Annotated in this window: 26 protein-coding genes; 13 read left to right on the top strand and 13 right to left on the bottom strand. The window is 73.8% G+C overall.

Annotation, left to right across the window (positions count from 1 at the left end; all coding sequences use genetic code 11):
• Positions 1–28 precede the first annotated feature (28 nt).
• Complete coding sequence (locus ACIO9K_RS21290; RefSeq protein WP_363622673.1) at positions 29–1393, top strand: threonine/serine exporter family protein; 1365 nt, start codon at positions 29–31, stop codon at positions 1391–1393.
• Between the two features lie 169 nt (positions 1394–1562).
• On the opposite strand, the gene ACIO9K_RS21295 is transcribed toward ACIO9K_RS21290, so the two are convergent.
• Positions 1563–1718, bottom strand: coding sequence for a DUF6131 family protein (locus ACIO9K_RS21295; protein ID WP_363584371.1), 156 nt, complete (start codon positions 1716–1718; stop codon positions 1563–1565).
• A 238-nt stretch (positions 1719–1956) separates the two neighbouring features.
• On the bottom strand, positions 1957–2358 hold the full coding sequence (locus tag ACIO9K_RS21300) for an SsgA family sporulation/cell division regulator (RefSeq protein WP_363622675.1): 402 nt from the start codon (positions 2356–2358) through the stop codon (positions 1957–1959).
• Between the two features lie 403 nt (positions 2359–2761).
• Between ACIO9K_RS21300 and ACIO9K_RS21305 the strand changes: the two genes are divergently transcribed.
• Positions 2762–3238, top strand: coding sequence for a DNA starvation/stationary phase protection protein (locus ACIO9K_RS21305; RefSeq protein ID WP_363584375.1), 477 nt, complete (start codon positions 2762–2764; stop codon positions 3236–3238).
• A 98-nt stretch (positions 3239–3336) separates the two neighbouring features.
• Here ACIO9K_RS21305 and ACIO9K_RS21310 read toward each other — a convergent pair whose 3' ends face one another.
• The gene (locus tag ACIO9K_RS21310) at positions 3337–3993 is read right to left on the bottom strand and encodes a DedA family protein (RefSeq protein WP_400331934.1); all 657 of its coding nucleotides are present in this window, start codon (positions 3991–3993) and stop codon (positions 3337–3339) included.
• A gap of 204 nt (positions 3994–4197) precedes the next feature.
• Between ACIO9K_RS21310 and ACIO9K_RS21315 the strand changes: the two genes are divergently transcribed.
• Entirely contained in the window at positions 4198–4503 is a 306-nt protein-coding gene (locus tag ACIO9K_RS21315) for a hypothetical protein (RefSeq protein ID WP_400331937.1), read from the top strand.
• Positions 4500–5513 carry an iron-containing redox enzyme family protein gene (locus tag ACIO9K_RS21320; protein ID WP_400331940.1) on the top strand — a complete coding sequence of 338 codons (1014 nt, stop codon included), beginning with the start codon at positions 4500–4502 and terminating at the stop codon, positions 5511–5513. Before ACIO9K_RS21315 ends, ACIO9K_RS21320 begins: the two co-directional genes overlap by 4 nt.
• Here ACIO9K_RS21320 and ACIO9K_RS21325 read toward each other — a convergent pair.
• Both ACIO9K_RS21325 and ACIO9K_RS21330 read right to left on the bottom strand, forming a co-directional pair.
• Positions 5487–5771 (bottom strand): CDGSH iron-sulfur domain-containing protein, encoded by a 285-nt coding sequence (locus tag ACIO9K_RS21325; RefSeq protein ID WP_400331943.1) that lies wholly within the window; start codon positions 5769–5771, stop codon positions 5487–5489. The two genes, ACIO9K_RS21320 and ACIO9K_RS21325, sit on opposite strands and share 27 nt — an antisense overlap.
• Positions 5755–6411, bottom strand: coding sequence for a HemK2/MTQ2 family protein methyltransferase (locus ACIO9K_RS21330; RefSeq protein ID WP_400331946.1), 657 nt, complete (start codon positions 6409–6411; stop codon positions 5755–5757). Before ACIO9K_RS21330 ends, ACIO9K_RS21325 begins: the two co-directional genes overlap by 17 nt.
• Here ACIO9K_RS21330 and ACIO9K_RS21335 point away from each other — a divergent pair.
• Positions 6410–6919: a DJ-1/PfpI family protein gene (locus ACIO9K_RS21335; RefSeq protein ID WP_400331949.1), complete on the top strand. Its 510-nt coding sequence runs from the start codon at positions 6410–6412 to the stop codon at positions 6917–6919. The genes ACIO9K_RS21330 and ACIO9K_RS21335 overlap by 2 nt on opposite strands.
• Positions 6920–6974: 55 nt before the next feature.
• Here ACIO9K_RS21335 and ACIO9K_RS21340 read toward each other — a convergent pair whose 3' ends face one another.
• Positions 6975–7310 carry a hypothetical protein gene (locus ACIO9K_RS21340; RefSeq protein ID WP_400331952.1) on the bottom strand — a complete coding sequence of 112 codons (336 nt, stop codon included), beginning with the start codon at positions 7308–7310 and terminating at the stop codon, positions 6975–6977.
• 317 nt (positions 7311–7627) lie between these two features.
• On the opposite strand from ACIO9K_RS21340, the gene ACIO9K_RS21345 reads away from it, so the two are divergent.
• Positions 7628–9745, top strand: a complete 2118-nt coding sequence (locus ACIO9K_RS21345; RefSeq protein ID WP_400331954.1) for a YbdK family carboxylate-amine ligase — start codon at positions 7628–7630, stop codon at positions 9743–9745.
• Positions 9746–9794: 49 nt separating this feature from the next.
• On the opposite strand, the gene ACIO9K_RS21350 is transcribed toward ACIO9K_RS21345, so the two are convergent.
• Positions 9795–10097, bottom strand: a complete 303-nt coding sequence (locus ACIO9K_RS21350) for a hypothetical protein (protein ID WP_400331957.1) — start codon at positions 10095–10097, stop codon at positions 9795–9797.
• A gap of 245 nt (positions 10098–10342) precedes the next feature.
• Here ACIO9K_RS21350 and ACIO9K_RS21355 point away from each other — a divergent pair, with 245 nt between their 5' ends.
• The 4 genes from ACIO9K_RS21355 (at position 10343) to ACIO9K_RS21370 (ending at position 12257) form a co-directional block, all read left to right on the top strand.
• Entirely contained in the window at positions 10343–10615 is a 273-nt protein-coding gene (locus tag ACIO9K_RS21355; RefSeq protein ID WP_363622695.1) for a hypothetical protein, read from the top strand.
• Between the two features lie 181 nt (positions 10616–10796).
• Positions 10797–11186, top strand: a complete 390-nt coding sequence (locus ACIO9K_RS21360) for a hypothetical protein (RefSeq protein ID WP_363622697.1) — start codon at positions 10797–10799, stop codon at positions 11184–11186.
• A gap of 116 nt (positions 11187–11302) precedes the next feature.
• Positions 11303–11809, top strand: coding sequence for a DUF6328 family protein (locus ACIO9K_RS21365; RefSeq protein ID WP_363622699.1), 507 nt, complete (start codon positions 11303–11305; stop codon positions 11807–11809).
• A 250-nt stretch (positions 11810–12059) separates the two neighbouring features.
• Positions 12060–12257: a hypothetical protein gene (locus tag ACIO9K_RS21370; protein ID WP_363584400.1), complete on the top strand. Its 198-nt coding sequence runs from the start codon at positions 12060–12062 to the stop codon at positions 12255–12257.
• Positions 12258–12438: 181 nt separating this feature from the next.
• Here the strand turns inward: ACIO9K_RS21370 and ACIO9K_RS21375 are convergent, their stop codons facing one another.
• On the bottom strand, positions 12439–12867 hold the full coding sequence (locus ACIO9K_RS21375) for a hypothetical protein (RefSeq protein WP_400331962.1): 429 nt from the start codon (positions 12865–12867) through the stop codon (positions 12439–12441).
• Positions 12868–13101: 234 nt separating this feature from the next.
• On the opposite strand from ACIO9K_RS21375, the gene ACIO9K_RS21380 reads away from it, so the two are divergent.
• Positions 13102–13602, top strand: coding sequence for a carboxymuconolactone decarboxylase family protein (locus tag ACIO9K_RS21380; RefSeq protein ID WP_363584402.1), 501 nt, complete (start codon positions 13102–13104; stop codon positions 13600–13602).
• On the opposite strand, the gene ACIO9K_RS21385 is transcribed toward ACIO9K_RS21380, so the two are convergent.
• The 3 genes from ACIO9K_RS21385 to ACIO9K_RS21395 all read right to left on the bottom strand — a co-directional run bounded on the left by ACIO9K_RS21385 (position 13547) and on the right by ACIO9K_RS21395 (position 16870).
• Positions 13547–14461 carry an alpha/beta fold hydrolase gene (locus tag ACIO9K_RS21385; protein ID WP_400331965.1) on the bottom strand — a complete coding sequence of 305 codons (915 nt, stop codon included), beginning with the start codon at positions 14459–14461 and terminating at the stop codon, positions 13547–13549. The genes ACIO9K_RS21380 and ACIO9K_RS21385 overlap by 56 nt on opposite strands.
• A gap of 37 nt (positions 14462–14498) precedes the next feature.
• Entirely contained in the window at positions 14499–15665 is a 1167-nt protein-coding gene (locus ACIO9K_RS21390) for a glycosyltransferase family 4 protein (protein WP_400332203.1), read from the bottom strand.
• 71 nt (positions 15666–15736) lie between these two features.
• Positions 15737–16870 carry a fatty acid desaturase gene (locus ACIO9K_RS21395; RefSeq protein WP_400331968.1) on the bottom strand — a complete coding sequence of 378 codons (1134 nt, stop codon included), beginning with the start codon at positions 16868–16870 and terminating at the stop codon, positions 15737–15739.
• Positions 16871–17271: 401 nt separating this feature from the next.
• Between ACIO9K_RS21395 and ACIO9K_RS21400 the strand changes: the two genes are divergently transcribed.
• On the top strand, positions 17272–18468 hold the full coding sequence (locus ACIO9K_RS21400) for a ricin-type beta-trefoil lectin domain protein (protein ID WP_363622718.1): 1197 nt from the start codon (positions 17272–17274) through the stop codon (positions 18466–18468).
• 25 nt (positions 18469–18493) lie between these two features.
• On the opposite strand, the gene ACIO9K_RS21405 is transcribed toward ACIO9K_RS21400, so the two are convergent.
• Positions 18494–18958 (bottom strand): nuclear transport factor 2 family protein, encoded by a 465-nt coding sequence (locus tag ACIO9K_RS21405; protein ID WP_400331971.1) that lies wholly within the window; start codon positions 18956–18958, stop codon positions 18494–18496.
• Positions 18959–19173: 215 nt separating this feature from the next.
• On the opposite strand from ACIO9K_RS21405, the gene ACIO9K_RS21410 reads away from it, so the two are divergent.
• Positions 19174–19971, top strand: a complete 798-nt coding sequence (locus ACIO9K_RS21410) for a DUF2785 domain-containing protein (RefSeq protein ID WP_400331974.1) — start codon at positions 19174–19176, stop codon at positions 19969–19971.
• 61 nt (positions 19972–20032) lie between these two features.
• Here ACIO9K_RS21410 and ACIO9K_RS21415 read toward each other — a convergent pair whose 3' ends face one another.
• Positions 20033–21121: a hypothetical protein gene (locus ACIO9K_RS21415; protein ID WP_400331977.1), complete on the bottom strand. Its 1089-nt coding sequence runs from the start codon at positions 21119–21121 to the stop codon at positions 20033–20035.
• Between the last annotated feature and the right edge of the window lie 231 nt (positions 21122–21352).

The raw sequence follows: 21352 nt of genomic DNA on the forward strand, positions 1-21352 counted from the left end.
CGACGGCACGGCGGCCTGGCCGGACCTGATGCTGCCGCTGCTGCGCACCCCGACCACCGACCGCCCGCTGGTGACCGGCGAACCCGGCGCGGACGACCCGGGGCCGGCCGCGGTGGCCGCCGTCCTGGACCTCGCGCTGCTGGTGGGCGAGCTGATGCTGGCCTGCGGCGAGGCCGCTGAGGACGTCGAGGCCGCCATGCTCGCCGTCGCGCAGGCCTACCGGGCCCAGCCCTGCGACCCCCAGGTCACGTTCACCCGGGTGGCGATCTCGTACCAGCCGGGCCCCTCGGAGCCACCCGTGACGGTCGAGCGGTCCGTGCGCCACCCGGCCGGGGACTACGCGCGGCTGGCCGTGCTCTTCCGGCTGGTCACCGAGATCACGACCGGCGGACTCGTCGTCGACGACGCCCACCACCGGCTGAGGGCCGTGCGCCGGCACTGCCGCCGCTACCCCGCCTGGCTCCTGGTCCTGTCCTCCGGCCTGCTGGCCGGTGCCGCGACGCTGCTGGTCGGCGGCCGGGCCGACGCCCGGGCCTGGCTGGTGTTCGTCAGCGCCGTCGCCGCGGCACTGGCCGGCGACCGGCTCGCGGCGCTGGTCGGACGCCACGACCTCCCGGAGTTCTACCGGATCGCGACGGCCGCGACCCCGGCGGCGGCGATCGGCATCCTGCTGTCCTTCAACGGGCTGAACCTGGGCGGATCGGTGGTGATCACCGGAGGGCTGTACACGCTCCTGCCCGGATGGCCCATGGTGGCGGCGGCGCAGGACGGCCTCGCGGGTTTCTACCTCACCGCGGCCGCACGCCTGATGGAAACGCTGTACATGATGGCCGGAGTGGTGGTCGGGGTGATGACCGTGCTCTACATCGGCGTCAACAACGGCGCCGACCTGGCGGCCCGGCCCGTCCCGGTCGCGGCGTCGAACCCGCCGCTCCAACTGGTGGCGGCGCTCCTGCTCACCCTGACCTTCGCGGTGCTGCTCAACACCGAGCCGGGCACGCTGCCGGCCGTCCTGCTCAACAGCGGGGTCGGCTGGACGACGTACGGGGTGCTGGTCAACGCCGGCGGTGAGCCCATCATGGCCACCGGCCTCGCCGCCGGGCTGGTGGGCCTGTCCGGCCAGCTCATGGCCCGCTACCGGGGAAGCTCCTCGCTGCCGTACGTCACCGCGGCACTGGGGCCGCTGCTGCCCGGCTCGTTGCTGTACTTCGGGCTGCTCGCCTTCGTCCGGGGCGAGCCCGAGATCGGGCTCGTCGGCGTCGGGCGCGCCACGGCCACGGCGATGGCGGTGGCGATCGGCGTGAACCTGGGCCGCGAGGTCGCCCGGCTGTTCCTCCCCGCCCCGGGCGTGGTCCCGGCGCCCGGCCGCAGCGCCGGCCGCCACCGCCGTTGAGGGCCGGCCGCCTCCGCCGTTGAGGACGGCGGGCGGCGCCGTGCGGCTGACGGCGCCGTGCGGCTGTCGGCGGCGGCACCCACGTGGTGCCGGGGCCGACAGCCGCACGAGCCGGTGAACGGGCGGTTCAGGGGATGGGGCGGGTGGTGCAGAAAATAGGACGAGTGGATCAGTAGTAGTGACGACGCCCGCCGACGGCGTGCCCGACGGAGCCCGCGATCCACAGGACGAGGCCGATGACGGCCAGGATGATGCCGATGGTCCACAGGATCGAGATCCCGGTGACGAAACCGACGATGAGCAGGATGACGCCGAGGACGATCACGAGGTCCTCCCATGTGGTGACGGGGACGGTTGTCAGGAGGGGCGGTCCGGCCGCTCGATGGTGATGCCGGAACCGTCCGGGGGTGGTGGAGCCGTCGTTTCTCCGGCCGCGCCCATGATCCGCGTGTACCGCTCTGCGGGCCGGGCAAACCATCCCGCCCGCGGCGGAATGGGTTCGGTTCCCTCCCCGGGCACACCCGGCCCTTCACCGAGCGGTCGCCGCCGTCGGCCGTGGCGGGTCAGGACCGGATCCGGTCGAGGACGGCGTCGATGTCGAGGTGGTCGGATTCGGTGCCGGCCGGTACCAGGGTGAAGGAGTCGAGGAGGAAGGCCGTCACGGCGTCCGCGGGGATGCTGATCACGGCCCGGCCGTTCTCGGCGCACAGGGTGACCAGGACCCGGCCGGCCCGCCCGGGCGCGACCGTCACGTCCCCGTGGCCGGCGGGGGCGTGGCGGCCCTCGTTCAGCAGGTCACGCGCGAAGACCCACTGCGCCTCCCCGCCGCCCCCGAGGGGCGGGAAGACCAGGCACACCGCGTACGGCAGCGAGGTGTCGAAGCGCAGTTGCGCCTCGACGGTCACATCGGGGAACGGGCCTTCGGGCAGCGTGACGGCGGTGGACCAGGAGGTGACGACGGTCATGCGACGGACTCCGTTTCTGGCAGTGGCGCCGGGTTGCCCGCAGCGGCACCGAGTGCCGGCGGCGGCAGCGCTCGGCTACCCGCCCCGGGCCGATTCATGGCCCTGATCCCGGAAACCCGCGTGCGCGACGTGTTCGATCGTGCACGGACCGCTCCCGCGCGGTTCCCGGCGCGAGGCGGGTGGTTTCCGTCCGGCGAGAAGGGGCAGCCGCCGCGTGGTCCCACTGCCCGGCCGGTCGTTCGTCCTCGTCCCGGACGCCCCGGCGTCCCGGACGCCCCGGCGCCTCGGAGCACCGTCCTCCGGAATCCGAGAACGGCCCGTCGAGGCCGAACCGCCGGGTGGAGGGCCCGCCAGCACCGCGGGGGCCGGCCGACGGCTCCCCCGACCCGGAAGGAACTCAGCGATGGGTATCGTCATCAGCAGCCCGCTGCCGGACAGCGAACGCAAGACGACCGGGGAGGCCCTCCAAGGCACCCTGGTCGACCTGCTGGACCTGTCCCTGGTGGCGAAGCAGACGCACTGGAACCTCTACGGGCCCCGGTTCCGCTCCGTCCACCTCCAGCTCGACGACGTGGTCGCCACCGCGCGCGACTACGCCGACCAGGTGGCCGAGCGTGCCGCCGCGATCGGGGTCAGCCCGGACGGGCGGGCCGCCACGATCGCCGCCACCAGCAACCTGCCCGACTTCCCCGAGGGCTGGACGGCCGACGTGACGGCCGTCCAGAACCTGGTGAAGGCCTTCGCCGCCGTGATCGAACGGATGCGGGTGCGCATCGACGAGACCGGCCCGGCGGATCCCGTCAGTCAGGACCTCCTGATCGGACTCACGGCCGAGTTGGAGAAGCACAGCTGGATGTTCCAGGCCGAGAACCAGCACTGACGGGGCCCTGCCGACCGCGACGTGCGGGGCCGGGATCGGGGCGGGGGCGGGTCCCGGCCCCCTGCGCGCGCGGTGAGGTCAGTTGGGCGGTCCGGCCGTCAGTGCTTCTCGTCCCGGGCCGCGCGGGACTGCGTACGGCGGGACCGCGTACGGGCTGAGGACCTGTGGCGGCGCACGCGCCAGACGACGAGGGCGATGACGACCACCGCGGCGAGCAGGGCGGCGACGACGCCGCCGACGGTGCCCTCGATCTTGGTGTAGGCGGCCCCGGCGAAGTAGCCGAGGAGCGTGAACCCGACGCCCCAGGCCAGGCCCCCGAGGGCGTTGAAGAGGAGGAAACGGCGGTACGGCATGCGGGAGACGCCGGCCAGCGTGGGCACCACGGGGCGGAAGAAGGCGACGAAGCGGCCGAAGAAGACGGCCGCCGGCCCCCGTCGGCGGATCAGGTCACGGGCCTTGTCGACCTGCTCCTCATGACGCCGCAGCATGCGCGTGTCGAGGACCGCCGGGCCGATGTGGCGGCCGATCTCGTAGGCGACGGAGTCCCCCAGGACGGCCGCGCAGACCACGGCGAGGACCAGCCAGCCGATGGACACCCTGCCCTGGTGGGCGAGGAAACCGCCGAGGACGGCGGCGCTCTCACCGGGGATGAGGAAGCTGAAGAAGAGGGCGTCCTCGGCGAAGACGAGGGCGGCGACGACCGCGTACACGATCGGGCCGGACAGGCCGTCCAGCCAGTCGGTGATCGAGTGCATCAGCCACCCCGTTCGGGATCTCCCGCCCCTTCTGCCGCCCCTGCGCCTCAATGTAACGGCGGGCGGTCCCGCACGCAGTGCTCCTCGGCGGGCGGGCGGCCCTCCTCCGGCAGGCCGCGCTGCCGGCGGCGGCGTTAGCCTTCGCGCTTCCCGGGTAGCCGCTCCGCCGGACCACGACGGATGACCCCGCGAGGAGGACGCACCATGGACGGACGCGAGCAGGAGGCGCTGCTCGGGATCGAACGGGAGCTGCGCCGCGACCGCGTCCTGGAAGCACGGCTGCACAGGTTCGGCCTCGGACTGCGCAGCAGCGCCTGGGACATGATGCGCGGGGTACGGCCGGGCCCTGTTCTCGGGCTCGCTCTGCTGTCGCTCGGCCTGCTCGCGGCCGGACTCCGGACGGCGGAGCCACCTGTCCTGTGGGCCTTCACGGGCTGCTGGGCGCTGGCCCTCGCGGTCGCCTTCGCCGTGCTCTGCGCCTGCGCCGATGGCCGGGGGAGCGGCGGATGAGCGGCCTGCCAGGCCCGCCCGGTCTGCCCGGACCGCGCGGACCGCTGTCGGCGGCGGTGCTCGGGCTGGTGACCGCCGGCCCGCCCGGCGCCGGACGGCTGCTCGCGCCACCGGGCCCGCTCCACGACCCCTGGGGGGAGGACCACCAGCTCGCGCTGCACCTGTGCTACGAGCTCCACGACCGGGGCCTGCCGGGCGTCCACCCCGGCTGGGAGTGGGAGCCGGAACTGCTCGCCCTGCGACGGGAGCTGGAGCGATCGTTCCTGGCGAGGGTGCGCGCCGAGACGGAACCCGTACCGGCGTTGCCCGAGGTGCTGGAGCAACTGCTCACGCAGCCGTCGGAGGATACCGGGCCCTCGCACTTCCTGCTGGCCGAGGGCGAGCGCCACCACGCCCGGGAGTACCTGGTGCACCGGTCCGTCTACCACCTCAAGGAGGCCGATCCGCAACTGTGGGTCCTGCCGAGGATCCACGGGCCGGCCCAGGCGGTGCTGATGGCGATCGCCTACGACGAGTACGGCGCCGGACGCCCGGAGCGGGCGCACTGCCTGCTGTTCGCCCGGATGATGACCGCCTTCGGCCTCGACCCCGAGTACGGCCACTACCTGGACGTCGTCCCCGCGCCCATGCTGGCGACGGTCAACCTGATGACGCTGTTCGGCCTGCACCGCGTGCTGCGCGGCGCCGCCATCGGGCAGTTCGCCGCCATCGAGATCACCTCCTCGCCCGGCTCGGCCCGCCTGGCCGCCGCGCTGGAACGCCTGGGTGGCGGCCAGGACGGCACGCTGTTCTACCGCGAACACATCGAGGCCGACGCCGTCCACGAGCAACTGGTGCGCCGCGGGGTCATCGAGGAACTGCTCGCCGCCGAACCGGAGTCGGCGCCGGACATCGCCTTCGGCATCGCCGCCGCCGGGACGGCCGACCGCCGCTTCGCCGACCACCTGCTCGGCTGCTGGCGCGCCGGACGGACCTCCCTGCGCTCACCCCTCGCCGACTCCTCCTCCTGAGCCTCCTCCTGAGCCGTGCCGTGCTCCTGAGCCTTCTTGTGCTCCCGAGCCTTGCGCCGGGCGGCCGTGCCGCCGGTGGCTGGTGTCGCAGAACGGATACGTCCGGCTGCGCCGGCAGGCGCACAGGGCCACCACCGGGCGCTCGGAGACCCGCCGGGTGCCGTCCGGCAGGACCACCTCCACCGGGCCCTCGACCAGCAGGGGACCGCCCGGCACGACGACCACCCGGGTGACGTCCCGGTCAGCGTTCGCGGACACCGCGCACCACCGCCAGCTCCTCCTCGCGCTCGCCCGGCCCGATCAGCCCGAGTCGTTCGAACAGGGCGGCGCGGGCCGTCAGCACCGGCCCGAAGGGCTGCCGCTGCCGCGCCGCCACGCTCGTGCGCAGCCCGGCCGCGCGCAGGAGCGCCAGGGTGGCCGGGACGTCCGCGAGCGCGGACTGCACGATCAGCAGCACGCCGCCGGCGGCCAGCACGCGGGGAGTCGTCCGGCAGATCCGGTCCAGGACCAGCCGCCCGTCCGGGCCGGCGTCCCAGGCCAGGGCCGCGCCGCGGCCAGGAGACTCCTTGCCGGGGTCGGTGGGGAGGTACGGGGGATTGGCGGTCACCAGGTCGAAGCGGCCACCGGAGAGCGGGGCCAGCAGGTCGCCCCGGTGCAGCCGGATCCGGCGGTGGTGCAGGCGGGTGTTGCACCAGGCGGCCGCGACGGCGCGGGCGGACAGGTCGACCGCCGTGACCCGTGCCCCGCTGCGCGCGGCCGCGAGCGCGACGGCGCCCGTCCCCGTGCACAGGTCGAGCACCCGGCTGGAGCCGTCCAGCGCCTCCCGGCGCACACAGGCGGCCAGCAGTTCGGTGTCCCCCTGCGGCGGATAGACCCCCGGTGGTCGCAGCAGCAGCATGCCGGGCGGCTTCCCGCACCGGCGCCGTTCACACCTGCCGGGCCCGCACACCTGCCGGGCCCGCACACCCGCCGGGCCCGCACACCTCCGCGCACACCCTCGACGAGGTGGCCCCGCCGGCTACGACCTGCTGCTCGTCCCGGGCGCCACCATCACCGCGGACACCCTCCGGCTCCGCCAGGCGGCCGTCCACACCGTGCTCGCCTTCACCGTCGCTGGACGTCCCGTCGCCTTCACCGTCGCCGGGCGTCCCGTCGCCGCCATCTGCCACGGGCCGTGGCTGCCGGCCGAGGCGGGTGTCGCGTACGGCGAGCGGCTCACCTCCTCCCCCTCCGTGCGCACCGACCTCGCCAACGCCGGTGCCACCGGGACGGACGAACCCCTGGTCACGGACGATGCCGACGGCTGGCGGCTGGTGACCTCGCGCAACCCCGACGACCTCGAACACCTCCTGCGGGGCGTCGACGCCGCGCTGCGCACACGGTCCGAAGCGGTCGGCTCGCGCTGAGGAGGCGACCGGCCGTCGGCCGCCGCCCGCGCGCTCGACGCGGTGGGTGCGGTGCTCAGCGCGCGGCGGTTTCCGCCGGGTGGGCGTTGTCCTCGTGGTGGTCCTGGGCGGCCGCTTCGGTGGCGTCGGGTGCGGGGCCCTGTCTGGCGGCCTGGCACGTGCTGCAGGTGAGCCAGTGCGCTGGAGGTTGGTGGGCGTAGCGGTGCGGGGCGAGGGTCATCCCGTCGGTGTCCAGGCCGCACAGGGTGCGGCGGCCGCAGGTGCCCGAGGCTTCCGCGGGGGCGGCGTGCACGCGGCGCACCGGGCTCTCCGGGTCCGCCGGGGTGTGGTCGGGGCCGAGGAGCCGCACGTTGGTCGGCATGTCTAGCTCAAGTACGACGACGATGTCCATCTTCTCAACGTCGCTGCTGGGCCGGTCCGCCGCACCCGCTCGGTGGCATCCGGACCAGCCCGGGCCACCTCCGGCGGACGGGTCCCGACCCTGCTTCCAACGGCCATGGCGACGCGTGGTGAGGCCTGGCACCCCGGTGCCCCCGTGGGCGCCCCGACCGGCGTGGCGGCGGTCGGCGTCGTCGCGTTCGTCCGCGGGGCCACATCCTTCGGGACGTCCGCGGCGGCCGGACCGATGGCAGGTACGGGATGACGGCAGGTACGGGATGACGGCAGGTACGGGATGACGGCGCGGGCCGGGGGAGTGACGCTGGTGGGGTGGACGGCAGCGACGCGGTACGCGCGGAAGGCTCCCGGCGTCCCGTGCCGGACGGTGCGGGGCGCGACCGGCAGCCGGCGCCGACGGTGGGGGTGGAGGAGGAGTACTTCCTCGTGGACGCCGCCACCCACGCCGCGGTGCCCGCCGGGCCGGGGCTGGCCGCCCGCGCCGCCGGCGTGCTGGGGGAGCTGGTGTCCGGGGAGTTCACGGACCTCCAGATCGAGGTGCGGACACCGCCGTGCAGCACGATGGACGACCTGTCCGCCGAGCTGACGCGACTGCGCCGCGAACTGGCCGCGTGCGCGACGGCTGAGAACCTGAAGGTCTGCCCCAGCGCGACGCCCGTGATCGGCGGCGACGTGGCGCCGGTGGGCGATCACCCCCGGTACCGCGACGGGGTGAAACTGTTCCGGACGATGATGGATGACTTCGCCGTCTGCGCCCTGCACGTCCACGTGTTCCTGCCCGACCGGGAGGTGGCGGCCCTGGTCGGCAACCATCTGCGGCCATGGCTGCCGCTGCTGGTCGAGATGAGCGCCAACTCGCCCTTCCACGCCGGACGGGACACCGCGTACGCGAGCTGGCGGTCGGTGCTGCGCCTGCGGTTCCCCGGTCTCGGGCCGCCGCCGAGGGTCGAATCCTTCGACGACTACCGGCGCTTCGCCACCGCCATGGCGGACGTCGGTGGAATGTCCTTCGCCGAGCTGCCGTTCTGGGACACCCGCCCGCACCCGAACCTGCCGACCCTGGAAGTACGGTGCATGGACGTTCCGGCCGAGGCGGTCGACTCCGTGGCCTTGGCGGCCGTCGTCCGGGGACTGGTGGTGACCTCCGCCCGTTTGGCGGAGCAGGGCGACCAGGGCCCCCGGCTGAGCGGTGAGCTGCTGCGCGGCGCCTACTGGTACGCCAGCCGCGACGGCTGGCCGGGGCGGGGGGCGGACGCCCTGACCGGACGGATGCTGCCCGCCCCGGAACGCGCACGGCGGCTGCTGGAGCACATCGGTGCCGCATTGGAGGACCTGGGGGACCTGGAACGGGTCACCGCCTTCGTCGACCGGCTCGCCACCCGGGGCAGCGGCGCCCACCGCCAACGCGCCGCACACCGAGCCGGAGGCCTGCCAGCGGTGGTGGACGACCTGGCGAGCTGCATGATCCCCCCGGACGCCGCCCCGCCGCAGTCACCCGCCTGGCGGACCCCACTGCGGCGCGGCCGCGACGGGCGTGCCAGCTTGGAGGGAGCCGGCAGGGAGCGGCCGGGGGACGGAACCGCGCCGACGGCCGCCCGCGAACCCCTTGGGAAGCCGATGCACGCCACCCCGAACCCGAACGGCCGCACCCCCGAACGGGGCGGCCTGGTGCGCCGCGACGGCTACGCCCGCCTGAGCGCCGCCGACCTCGGCGTCGACCCCGAGGCACTGGCGGAGGACTTCGCCCGGCTCGCCGACGCCTACCGGGACCTGCCCCCGGACCCGTACGCGCGGGAGACCAACCGGTTCCGCCGTTACTCGCACGCCGTCTACCTGCCCTGGACCGGCGCGCTGTCCTACATCCCCGGTGCCCCCGACGGTGAGTTCGGCACCGTCACCGAGTACTGGCAGGACGAGCACAACCCCGAGTACCCCCGGCTGCGCCGCCGGCTGCCCGACATCCCGCCCGCCCTGCACGGCAACCGGCTGCTCGACGCCCTCGTCCGCGCCGACCTCGACCACGCCCTGTGGCTGGAGGACCTGCACCGCGTGCCCGTCTACGTCGGCATCCACCTGATCGCGCTCGGCGTGCAGGACCGGGGCCAGGTCGCGGTGTCCTCGCCGAACTGCCTTCACCAGGACGGCGGTTCACCGGCCACGTTCACCTTCGCCCACCTCGTCGGCCGCCGGAACATCGAGGGGGGCGAGAACGTCATCGCCACCCCGGAGAGCGCCGGCCGACAACCCGACGCGCTGCCCGCCGACGCCATCCACACCCGCTTCGTCCTGACCGAACCGCTGGACGGGTACGGCGTCCACGACCGGCGCGTCAGCCACTACGTCGGCCCGGTCCGCCTCGGCGACGACGGGGGCGGCGGCCGCCGCGACATCCTCATCGTCGGCATCGCGCCGTACGCGCCCGGACTGTGAGCGCCGTACGCGGGCACTGCGGGCACTGCGGGCACTGCGGTCACTGCGGTCACTGCGTGCGCAGGGCGCGCTCGCACTCCTGGCACCGCTGGTCGGCGAGCGTGGGCGGGTACCAGGGCTCGCCGGGCCGGACCGGCCGGTAGTGGGTGTGTTCCATCGGGCCGGTCTCCAGCCCGCACAGCGTGTACGGCTGCGGGTCCTCGGGCACGTCGGGATCGGCCCCGGCGGCGTGCACCGCGATCACGGCGGGCTCGGCACCTTCCGCATCTTCCGCACTTTCCACACCAGTGGCCGCGATGGCATCGATGGCCCCGTCGGGCTCCAGCTCGAAGAGCACGATGATCGATGCCATGCACCGAGCCTCGGCCATCTCCGGCGGACCCACATCCGGGGGTGGGCCTTTCGAGGCGAGCACCCTTGCCCCGTTTCGGCCCGGCCCCGCCTGGAAGAGCGGTGGGACCGACGACCGCATGGATCGCGCCCGTCGGGGCCTGCTGCCATGCTCGGGTGATCACACCTCGTGCACGGAAGGAGTCCGTCGATGATCGTGCCGCCCGCGCTGGAACGGTGTCCGGGCGGGCTGCGGTGAGGGGCTGGGTGGTCGGGGCCGTCGGCGAACCGGGCAAACCGTGCAAACCGGGCGAGCCGGGGCGGTTGCTGGTGGTGCTCGTCGACGGTCGGCGGCTGGTGACGCGTGAGCTGTCCGGGCAGGAGCGGGCGGAGCTCGGATCGCCCGTCGCCGGACGGCTGCGAAAGCCGCATCCGGGCGCGCGGTCGATGGTGCGCTGGCTGCGCCCGGTGCTGGCCGTCGTCGTCGAGCTGGAAGCCGGACAGGTGCGCCGCATCGCCTTGCCCGCAACGGGCGACTGAGTGGTCCGCCGCCACCCGGTCCCGGCGCTGCGCACCGCGCTCCGAGCCGGATCCGGACCCGCCGGCGCCACCTCGGCGGCCGTCGTGGGGTTCACCCGATTGCCCAGCGTCCGTCCGGCCGGCCCCGGGACGGACCGGGCGCCCGGGGGCGGGCCGCGTCCGGGCGACGTAGGTTGCGGGCATGACCAGTGACGAGACGACGATCCCGGCGGTAGGGGTGCGCCTACTGGACGAGGTGTTCGACGCGATCGAGGCGGCCAACGGCCGCCCGCAGCCGTGGACCGGTTTCGACCACGGGATCCTGGGGGCCTACCGATGGGCCGCCGGCGCCCAAGTCGCGGCGCCCCTCACCGCTGCCGCCGCGCTCGGCGCCACCGGGCCGTGCCGGGCGCAGCTCCTGGCCGAGTGCCAGGCCGCCGCCGTCCGTCTGCGCGACGTCTCGGCCTTGGCCTCGGCCTCGGGTGAGGGCGACGGCGCAGACGAGGGCGCGAACGCCGCGAACGCCGCGTACGCCCTGGGCGCCTACCAAGCGCTGGCCTGGCTCTGCGGCCACCACGAAGACCGCCCCTGACCCGGCGGCCCGAAGGGCCGGCACCTGACCTGCGGGCCTGCCGACCTGCCCGCATCGAGCACCCGCGCACCCGCGCATCCGTGCATCCGTGCATCCGCGCACAGGGAGACGACACCGTGCTGAAGGACGACAAGTCGCCCGGCGGGGGCAGGGACGAGACGCCCCAGGAACGGGCCGACCGGCTCTGGAGCGAGATGCTCCAGGAGGTGCGGGTGTGCCAGACCGGCGCGCAGATCCTCTTCGGCTTCCTCATCAGCGTGGCCTTCACCCCGCGCTTCGCCGGCCTGCCCGACTTCGACAAGGACCTCTACGTCGCCACCGTCATCCTCGGTGCCCTCTCCACCGGCACGCTCGTCGCCCCCGTGGCCTTCCACCGCCTCCTCGCCGGCCGCGGCATGAAACCCGAACTCATCCACGTCGCCGGCCACCTCATCGCCACCGGCCTCGTCACCCTGGCCCTGACCATCGCCGCCGCCCTGCTGCTCCTGCTGCGCACCGCCACCGGCAACCCGGTCGCCGCCTGGGTCCTCAGCGCAGCCGTCCTGCTCTGGTTCACCACCACCTGGCTCGTCCTGCCCCAGATCGTGCTGCGGCGCACGGCCGCCCGCCGGACGGCTCCTTAACACCGGTCCTGCACGGGTCCGGATCCCGTCGTGGCGTCGTGGCCGGAGCGGCGCCAGGAACGGCAGGGCCCGCCGACCGGATCTCCGAGGCCGTGCGAACGCGTCGCGACCGGCGTTCGGGGTAGACGCCGGGGCAACCCCGAGGAGGAGCGGCCAGGCCCGCCGGTTCGAGCAGGAAGCAACCACCGGGCCCGCGAGGCCGCCCCCAGAGCGCACCGGATCTGCCGACTGACCTGAGAAGGGCTACGCCATGAGCACGCACGACACGGGCACCACCCCCGCGGAGCACGACGCCTCGCGGGACGGCGACGACACCGTACGGGAGCGGTCCGCGGAGGAACGGAACATCGTGGCGCCCACCCCGAAGGACGTCCGCGCCAAGGCCGACGAGCCCGACGACGCCGACGACGCGCCCACCCCACCCGCAGCCGACACCCAGGCCCCCTGACCGGTGCCGACCCCCGCCACCCCCCGGCCCCCTGGCCGCCCGCACCCCGCCCGGCCGTGACCGGGCGGGGTTTCTGAACGCCCGTTGGCATCACCGGGTGCTCATGATGAACTGATCTATCCGACAATCCTCGCCGCAGCGGAGCCCCGCCCGGTGCTGGACGGGGCCTGTACGGCACAGGTCAGCCGCAGAACGTCGACTTCACCGCGGTGACGATCTGTGCGGCCTGGTCGTCCGTCAGAGACGGCACCGTGCCGCCCTCGAACCGTGACTTGGTGTTCTTCTGAACCGTCGCCGCGTCCTTGTTCTCGCGCGCGTCCAGGCACGTGTTACGGGCTCGGGAGACGGCGCGGTCCTGCTTGGCGACCAGACCCGGGTCCACGGCCTTGAGGGCGGCCATCAGGGCGACGGTCTGCGCCGAGTCCGGCGAGGGGATCGCGGACGTCGGCTTCGGGGCCTCGTCGGCCGGTTGCTGACCCGGGGCCGCCGGGGCGCTCGCGGACGGCTTCGCTTCGGCAGTCGCCTTATCGGGCTTGTCCTCGAACAGCGAGAGGACGGCGCCGAGGGCGAGTACCGCCCCGCATCCGATCAGGATCTTTTTCTTGTCCATTCCCACCCCTTGACCGACATTTGGTGATCATCAGAGGTGCCACAGGGCCTGTGACATGCGAAAGTCCCATCCGGAGACGGTCTCGTGGGTCGGCGGGGTCGGTTTCGATGACGGTCATGCTGCGGCCTCCCGGACGGTCGCCTTCCAAAGTGGTTTCACTTTCAACTATGATGGTGCGGTGACATGCCGGCCACGAGTGATCCGTTGATCTGCTGATCCGCCAGAGGAGTTACCGTGAGTGATGTGACCACCGATGTGACCGCTGCCCCGGTGCGCCGGCGGGTGTTCATCGACAAGCAGAGCCCTCAGGCCTACCGGGCGTTGCGGGCGACCGCCGAGGCGGCCGGGGTGGGGGCGGCGGAGGCCGGGCTGGACCGCAGGCTGGTGGAGCTGGTCAATCTGCGGGTGTCCCAGATCAACGGGTGTGCCTACTGCCTCAACGTGCACACCCGGGCCGCTCTTCAGGCCGGTGACACCGCGCAGCGCCTGGGCACGCTGCCCGCGTGGCGCGACACCGAACTGTTCACGCCGCAGGAGCGGGCCGCGCTCGCCCTGGCCGAGGTGACCACCGACCCGTCGGACGCCGTCGCGCAGGAGGCCGCCTACGGCGCCGCCCGCGAGGTCCTGACCGATGACCAGATCTCGGCGGTCATCTGGGTGGCGATCGCCATCAACGCCTTCAACCGCGTGTCGATCCTGAGCAAGCACCCGGTGCGCGCGATTCCGGCACAGTGACGGCGCCGCGCGGGCTCGACCCGGTGATCAGGGCGCGGATCGCCGTGGCCACGGGGGCCGGCCGTTCCTGCATGGCGACGTGGCCGACGCCGGGGAGGGTGAGGAGGCGGGCGTCGCGGAAGGCCGCGTAGGCCCGGGGCGCCGTACGGAAGGGGACGAGGGCGTCGTCCCGGCCGTAGACGAGCAGGGTGGGGGCGGTGACGCGGCGCGCCAGGTGCCAGGCGGAGGCCTCGCCCCGTCGCAGGAACGCGTGGACCACCGAGCGCACACCTTCGGCCAGCATGTCCTGCGCGTACGGCAGTTCGGCGCGGCGTCGGCGCTCGCGCGCCTCCACCGACCGCTGTTCGGTGCCGACGAGGGCGGGGTTCGCGTAGATCAGGCGGTAGAGGTCGTCCAGTTGGCGGTCGGGGCTCTGGGCGGCCAGGAGGCGGGAGTGCAGCCGTGGCGCGCCCGGCAGGCCGAGCAGGGCCACCCGCAGGGCCGGGGCGGGCGGGAACGTCGGCAGCACGGGCGAGATGAGGGTCAAGGTGGCGACCAGGTCGGGTCGTTGGGCGGCGAGGCGCAGTGCGATCAGGCCGCCGAGGGAGTTGCCGACCAGGTGCACGCGGTGGTGCCCGGTCCGGTCGAGGTGACGGGCGACGGCCGCGGCCTGGCGTTCGACGGTGACGTCGCCGTCGGGCGGGGGTGCCGACCTTCCGAAGCCCGGGAGGTCGAGGGCCAGGCAGTGCGCCGAGGTCCGCAGCAGGTCGATCAGGTGGGCCCAGTTGTGGGTCCAGCCGCCCAGTCCGTGCAGGAAGACGGCGGTGTCGGCGGCCGGAGCGGGGCTGCGGACGTACTCGGCGGCGAGGGGGTGATGCATGGTGGTCCGTTTCTTCGGGGCGGGTCCGCCGGCCTGCTCAGCGGCGCAGGGGTGGCCCGGCCGTCTCGGTGAGGGCGAGCCGGTAGTGCTCGACGAGGCGGTCGCCGACCGTCTCCCAGCTGCGCTGCGTCGCTGAGGCACGGCCCGCCCGCCCGAACGCCGCCCGCAGTTCGTCGTCGCGGGCGAGACGTTCGACGGCCTCCCGGAACCCGTCCGCCGCGCCGGGTGGGACGAGGAACCCGGTGTGCCCCGGGCGGACGAGGTCGAGCGGTCCGCCGGCCGCCGGGGCGACGACGGGCAGCCCGCTCGCCATGGCCTCCTGGAGGGTCTGGCCGAAGGTCTCGAACGGCCCCGCGTGGACGAAGGCGTCGAACGAGGCGTAGAGCCGGGCGAGTTCGTGCCCGGACCGGAGGCCCAGGAAGACCGCGTCCGGGAGTGCGGCCTCCAGCCGGGCTCGGCACGGGCCGTCGCCGACGACCACCAGCCGAACCCCCGGGATCCGGGACACCTCCGCCAGCCGGTCGACGTGCTTCTCCGGCGCCAGACGTCCGACGTACCCGACCAGGACGTCTCCGGGGCGGCCGAGACGCCGGCGCAGGGTCTCGTCACGGTGGCGGGGGTGGAACCGTGCGCAGTCGACGCCGCGCGGCCACAGGTGGACCCGGGGGATGCCGTGCGCCAGCAGGGCGCGCAGCGAAGCCCGCGACGGTGCCAGCGTCCGCGCGGCCAGGGAGTGCACCCGTCGCAGCCGCCACCAGGCCAGCCGGGGCCCGGCCGCGCCCAGCGCCGGCAGGTAGGTCCTGGCGTAGGCGGCCAGATCGGTCTGGTAGACCGCCACGGACGGGATCCCCGCCCGGTCGGCCGCCGCGGCGCCGACCGCCCCGAGCGCGAACGGGCTGGCCAGGTGGACCACGTGCGGGCGGTGCTGCTCGATGGCGTCGGCCACCCCGCGCCCCGGGAGCGCGACCCGCACCTCCGGGTAGCCGGGCAGTGGCACCGACGGGACGCGGACCACCTCGTAGCCGTACGCCCGATCGCGGCGCAGGTCGCCCGCGTGCCGTCGCGCGGCCCGCGCGGCTGGTGCCCGTACGGCGGGTGCCACCACCACCGGGGTGTGGCCCCGGGCGACGAGGTGTTCGGCGGTCCGGAGGACGCTGTGGGCGACACCGTTGAGCTGCGGGGCGAAGGACTCGGTGACGATCAGGACGCGGAGCCGTTCGCCGCCGGGGGCCGGGCCGTCCGCGGTGCGCGCCGCCGGCCCGGACAGGACTCCGCTCACCGTACCGCCGCCCCCGATTCGGGCGCGGCCTGCGGCTCCGGGGCGGTCGGCCGGGTCGGCTCTGGAGCGGAAGGCCGGGTCGGCGGGCCCGACTGCGCCGGGTCGCCGGGGAGCGAGCGGCCGATGGCCCGCAGGTCCCGCAGGATCTCCCGCAAGCAGGCGACCGGGCTCGCCTCGCTGTACGGCACGCCGATCTGGGCGCAGTAGTCGCGCACGATGCGCGAGGCGGGGCGCAGCGCCGCCACCGGCATGGCCGGGAAGAGGTGGTGCTCGATCTGGTAGCCGAGGCCGCCGAAGAGGAAGTGGACGAACCGGCCGGCCCGCAGGTTGCGCGACGGCAGCACCTGCCGGCGGAGGAAGTCGGCGCGCTCCGCGTCCGGGCCGGTCATCGGCATGCCCTTGTGGTTGGGCGCGAAGATGCACCCCAGGTACACGCCGAGGACCGCCCCGAACAGTACGGCGAAGGCCAGCGCCTGGATCGGTGCGAGGACGACGGCCAGGAGGGCCACCGCCAGGGCGTAGTGCAGCGCGGCGAGCGTGCGCTCCAGGGCCGGGTACCGGACGGTGCCGCGGGTCAGGGTCAGGCAGGTGGCGACGAGCAGCCCGAGCGCCTGGAGGGACAGCAGCGGGAAGAACAGTTCCGCCTGGTACCTGGCCGCGAGCCGCCTCAACCCTCTTGTCCGGCAGGCCTGTTCGGTGGTCCGGGCGAAGAGGAGGGAGTCCGCGGCCGGGTCGTGACCCTCGCGGTTCGGGTGTGCGTGGTGCCGGTTGTGGTCGCTCACCCACCAGCCGTAGCTCATGCCGACCACGAGGTTGCCCAGCACGATGCCCGCCAGGTCGGTCGCCCGCCGGCCGGCGAACACCGCGTGGTGGGCGACGTCGTGCCCCAGCAGCGCCAACTGGCCGAGGACGAAGGCGAACAGGGGCGCGAGGCACAGCTGCCACCAGCTCGCGCCGAGCGTGACGAACCCGGCCAGGAGCAGCGCCAGGGCGGTGAACAGCGCGGCGCTCCGGCCCGCGTAGTACAGGGGACGCCTGCGCAGCAGACCGGCGTCGGAGACGCGTCGGTGCAGCTCGGCGAAGTCGCCGCGCCGGGTGGTCCCGGTGGGCGGGGTGTCCTGAACGGTCATGCCACCATTCCGGTCTCGGGTCGCTCCGGTCGCTCCGGTCGCTCGTGCCCGCCGCGCCGCGAGGCCCCGGGCAGGGTGGCGTCAGCCTTCCGCATCCGAACCGCCGTTGTCTCGGCGCTTCGCCGTGTCGCGGCCGGAGGTGGCCCGATCGGGTGGCGGCGGGCCCGGCTGGTCCGTCATGCGTCCGATCACCGCTCGCCCGTTCGCCCGTTCGGCGTCCGGAGAGGCGGCCTGCACCAATCGCTCGAACGGGTGATCGGCGCCTGGTGAACCTCCGGGCGCCCGGTCACTCCTGGCGACCTCATCTGTTGCGGACCGTGATCGGGTGGGTGAGGGTCGCGCTGGGGAATCCGTGCGGCGCCGACGGCTTGCGGCCGCCGCTGACCTGTCAGGAGCAACGGATGTCACGCGTCTCCCGGCGCCGCGCCATGTGCGCGGTGCCGCTCGCCTGTCTCGCCCTCACCGGCCTGCCCGCCGGAGAAGCCCCGGCCGTCGCGAAACCGGCGGCCCCGGCCGCCGCGGCCCAGCCCCGTTACGGCCAGACGCCCGGTTCGTACTCCTCCTGGACCATCACCGGCGACACCGTCCTCACCGAGGTCACCTTCCGCAACACGGTGGTGACCACCCCCGGCGACGGTGACGTCTTCTGGTCGAGCCAGTTCAACTTCGACGGGAACCTCTCCTACATCGGCTTCCAGGACAAGCAGCAGAACGACGGCCTGTTCAACTGGTCCACCTGGGCCGACACCGAGCTCCAGTTCGCCGACGGCACCCAGGGCTCGCACTGCTGGAACAGCACCGGCGAGGGCCAGCACCTCCAGTGCGCCAACAGCACCGTCAACCAGGGCCGCCCGGTCACCGGCCACACGTACGCCTTCCAGGTCCGGATCGACCCCGCCACCCACTGGGTGACGGCCACCGTCACCGACGAGACCGCCGGCACCTCCTTCGTCCTCGGCTCGGTCCTGCTCCCCGAGTCGCAGCAGATCAAGCACGACTGGAACAGCTGGGTGGAGTACTTCGACTGGAACAGGCCCGCCTACGTCTGCAACGACAACGCGTACTCCGAGAACCGCTGGGGCCCGATGACCGGCAACGGCGGCACCCTCACCGCCACCAACACCGGCACCTCGACCAGCGGCGCCTGCGACGACATGATCCGCCAGCGGAAGCAGCCCGACGGCACCCTGCTCACCGAACTCGGCCTCGGCCAGTCCGCCCGCTGGCCGCTCCGGTTCGCCAACGGCGCCTGCCTCGACCGCGGCGGCACCAACGGCGCCATCAGCTACCGCTGCGCCACCACGCCCAACGCCAACCAGCTCTTCGTCTTCGCCCGCGACGGCAGCCTGCACACCGCCCAGGGCAACGAGTGCCTGGCCGCACCCGCGGCCGTCGGCGGCCAGGTGGTGCGCGCCGCCTGCGACGGTTCCGCGGCCCAGCGGTGGAGCTACGACGGTGCCCGCCGGGCCGTGGTCAACCCCGCCGGCTGGGCGCTCACCTCCAGCACCGCGGGGCGCAACGGGGACCCGGTGACCGCACGGCCCGCCGACGGCAGCCCTGAGCAGACCCTCACCGCGGTCGTGCGGACGGATGCCTAGCCTTCCTGTCCCGTGAGGTTGGGGGCTACCGGGGTGCGGCGGCCTGGCGCAGGTGGCGGCTCACGTCGCCGACCAGCGTGAGGCGCACCCGGCGCTCCGCGAACTGCCATTGGCCGCGCCGGAGTTCGAAGCGGTCGTGGTGGCGGGCGGCGGCGATGGGCTGCGAGGGGAAGCCGGGCAGGGCCTGGAGGGCGGTGACGTATGAACGCGCGACGGCCGTGCCCGCCGGTTCGTCGACCTCGATGGAGAGGTTGGTGGTGACGTGCGGGGTGCGCGGGTGCCGTCCGCGTCGACGACCTGCGGGCCGGCGTTGGTCTGGCCGGCGAGCGTGATCGGCCGCCCGTGGTCGAGCGACAGTACGTGTCGGCGTCGTCGGCCCCGCGCCACACCTGGATGAGGTCACTGTCGTCGGCGCGCGCCTCGCCCGTGATGCCGCTCGCCGCGACGGGGACGTCGTCCTCGATCTCGTCGGCCCACCTGCTGCTCTCACCGGGCGCCTCGGCGTACGCCGAGGAGTTCGAGAACACCAGGACGGCGAGCGCGGTCGTCACGGTGACGGCGGCCAGGCGCCACGTGGACGGGGGAGTGGGGGCGGGAGGCCGGGGCGATGGGCGTCCGACGTCCCGCGGCACTGTCGGTCACAGCAGCGGGCGGATCCGGATAATCGCTGGTCACGCCGTCCGTGGCGGGCTAGCCTCGCTGCTCGTGACTGACTGGTACAAGATCTACTCCGACGCATGTGCGGTGCCCCCGGGCGGCGATCTGGACGAGCTCACCGCAGAACTGGCGGAGTGCCTGCGGGATCCGGACCCGGAGGTGCGCGACGGCTACCCGTACGTCGTGCTGCGGACCTGGATCGAGCGCGACGTCATCGACGGCGACCGGCGGCTCCGCCTGGGCGATGACATGGCGGCCCGCTTCGCGGCCGGTTCGCCGATTCAGGCCCGTACGTTCGCGCCGCTGGTCCTGGACATGATCGTCAGCCGCGGGGACCTCCGGCAGGAATGGCTGGACGCGTTCGTCCGCTGGTACCCCGCGGAGAGCGATCTGCGCGGCCACGACGCGCAGTTGGGCTGGCTGCACGCGGTGGCGCACGGCGCCGACCTGCTCGGTGCCCTCGGCTGCCACCGCGAGGTCGAACCGGTCGAGATGCTGGACCTCGCGACCGCCCGGCTCCTCGCGCCCACCGACTACCTGTACGCCGAACGGGAGGACGACCGGCTCGCCCGTGCGATCGCGCTGACCCTCACCAACCCGAAGCTCACCGCGGACCGGTCCGTCGCCTGGCTCGACGGCATCGGCGCCGACTTCCGGGCCGTGGCCCGGGGCACCACCCCGACATACGTGTCCAACGCGCTGCGCACCCTGCGGATGCTCTACCTCCTCACCGACCTCGGCGTCCCGCCGAAGCCGGGGCAGCCGCCTCGTCAGGTCCCGCATCGCGACGCGGTCAAGCGGCGGCTCGTCGAAGTACTGGCGGACGACGCGAAGTCCATCGGCTGACAGCCCCGTGCCGCGAGCCGTCCGGGCCTCCACGCCGTCGCCCGCCGGTGCCCTCCTCCCGCTACCGGATCCTCTTCTCGACGATCGCGTGGTCGGGGAAGAGACCGCTGCGGGCTCCGTTCCAGTTGATGTCGATGCTGAACTCGTTGACGGTGGCGTTGATCGCGGGGGTGTCCGTCGACGGCGCCAGGGCGCCGGCGGGCTGGCGCCACCCGTCCCAGGTGTCACCGCCGGTGGAGGAGGTGTTGATCCAGACGTAGCCGTCGGCCCCGATGCAGGCGAGCATCTGCCGGCGCTGGTTGGCGTACTGGGGGTCGCCCGGGGCGACGGTGTAGTCCTGGTACCCCATCCGCGCGGCCGACACCCCGGAGATGCACACGGCCCCGCCCGGCACCTGGCTCGCGGTTCCGGTCGCCCCGGTGGCGGGGTTGCGCCAGATCTGCCAGACGTGGTTGTCGGTTCCGACCAGGTAGATGTGCTCCATCTCGCCGCCCGCCGCCTCGTTCCAGGTCATGATCGGGCTCGGTCGCCGGGTGCCCGTCGTGCCGCTTCCCTGCGGCCCCACGTGCCACTGGCTGTTGGGGAAGCTGATCGCGGTCTGCGAGCGGGTGCCGTCCGGGCGGGTGTGCACGCTGGTGATCCGGTAGAGGCCGTTGACGTCCGCCCAGTCGAAGAGCACCGTGCTGCCCAGGCTCTCCAGGGAGATGCCGCCCCAGGCGGCGGCGTCACCCTCGATGCGGTGCCACGGCTCCCACTGGTTCGCGGACGGGTTCTGCACGGCGGTCCAGTAGATCTGGTTGTCCACCCCTTGGTGGGCGACCATGACACGGTCCTGCCACTGCACGATGGCGGGGGAGTAGTAGCTCTGGGCCTGGAAGCCGCCCAGCGGCTGCCAGGCGCCGTTGTTGAACCGGAACCAGATGCCGTTGTCGAGGCCCCTGGTGACGTCGTAGGTGTTGCCGTTGACCGTCACCGTCTTCATGTGGGACAGGCTGCTGACGCCGACGCCCCGCCAGTCCAGTTCCACCGCCCCGGCAGGGGCCGGGGCGGCCAGGAGCAGGACGCCTCCGGCCATCGCGGCCGCGATCGTGTTCCCCACCCGGCGCAACGCCGTCGTCCGTCGCAGCGGGTGAGCAGTTGTCCGGTGCACTTCGGGCTTCCTTTCGCTGAGGATCCCTCGGCTCCCCCCGAGCGAACGTGCAGGGGCGGCAACCGGGATTCCGCGGACTCGGCCTTCTCGCCGTGCAAGAACCGTAGTTGCCGTGCGGCTCCGCAGTGTGCTCTGCGCGCACTCGTCGTTGACGGTCAACGCAGCAGTGGCCGAACCAGCCGCCGACGCGCCGCCGCACCCTGAGTTTCGGCGAAGCGGTTGAGGGCGATC

The organism is Kitasatospora sp. NPDC087271 (genome assembly GCF_044744605.1).
GTDB lineage: Bacteria > Actinomycetota > Actinomycetes > Streptomycetales > Streptomycetaceae > Kitasatospora.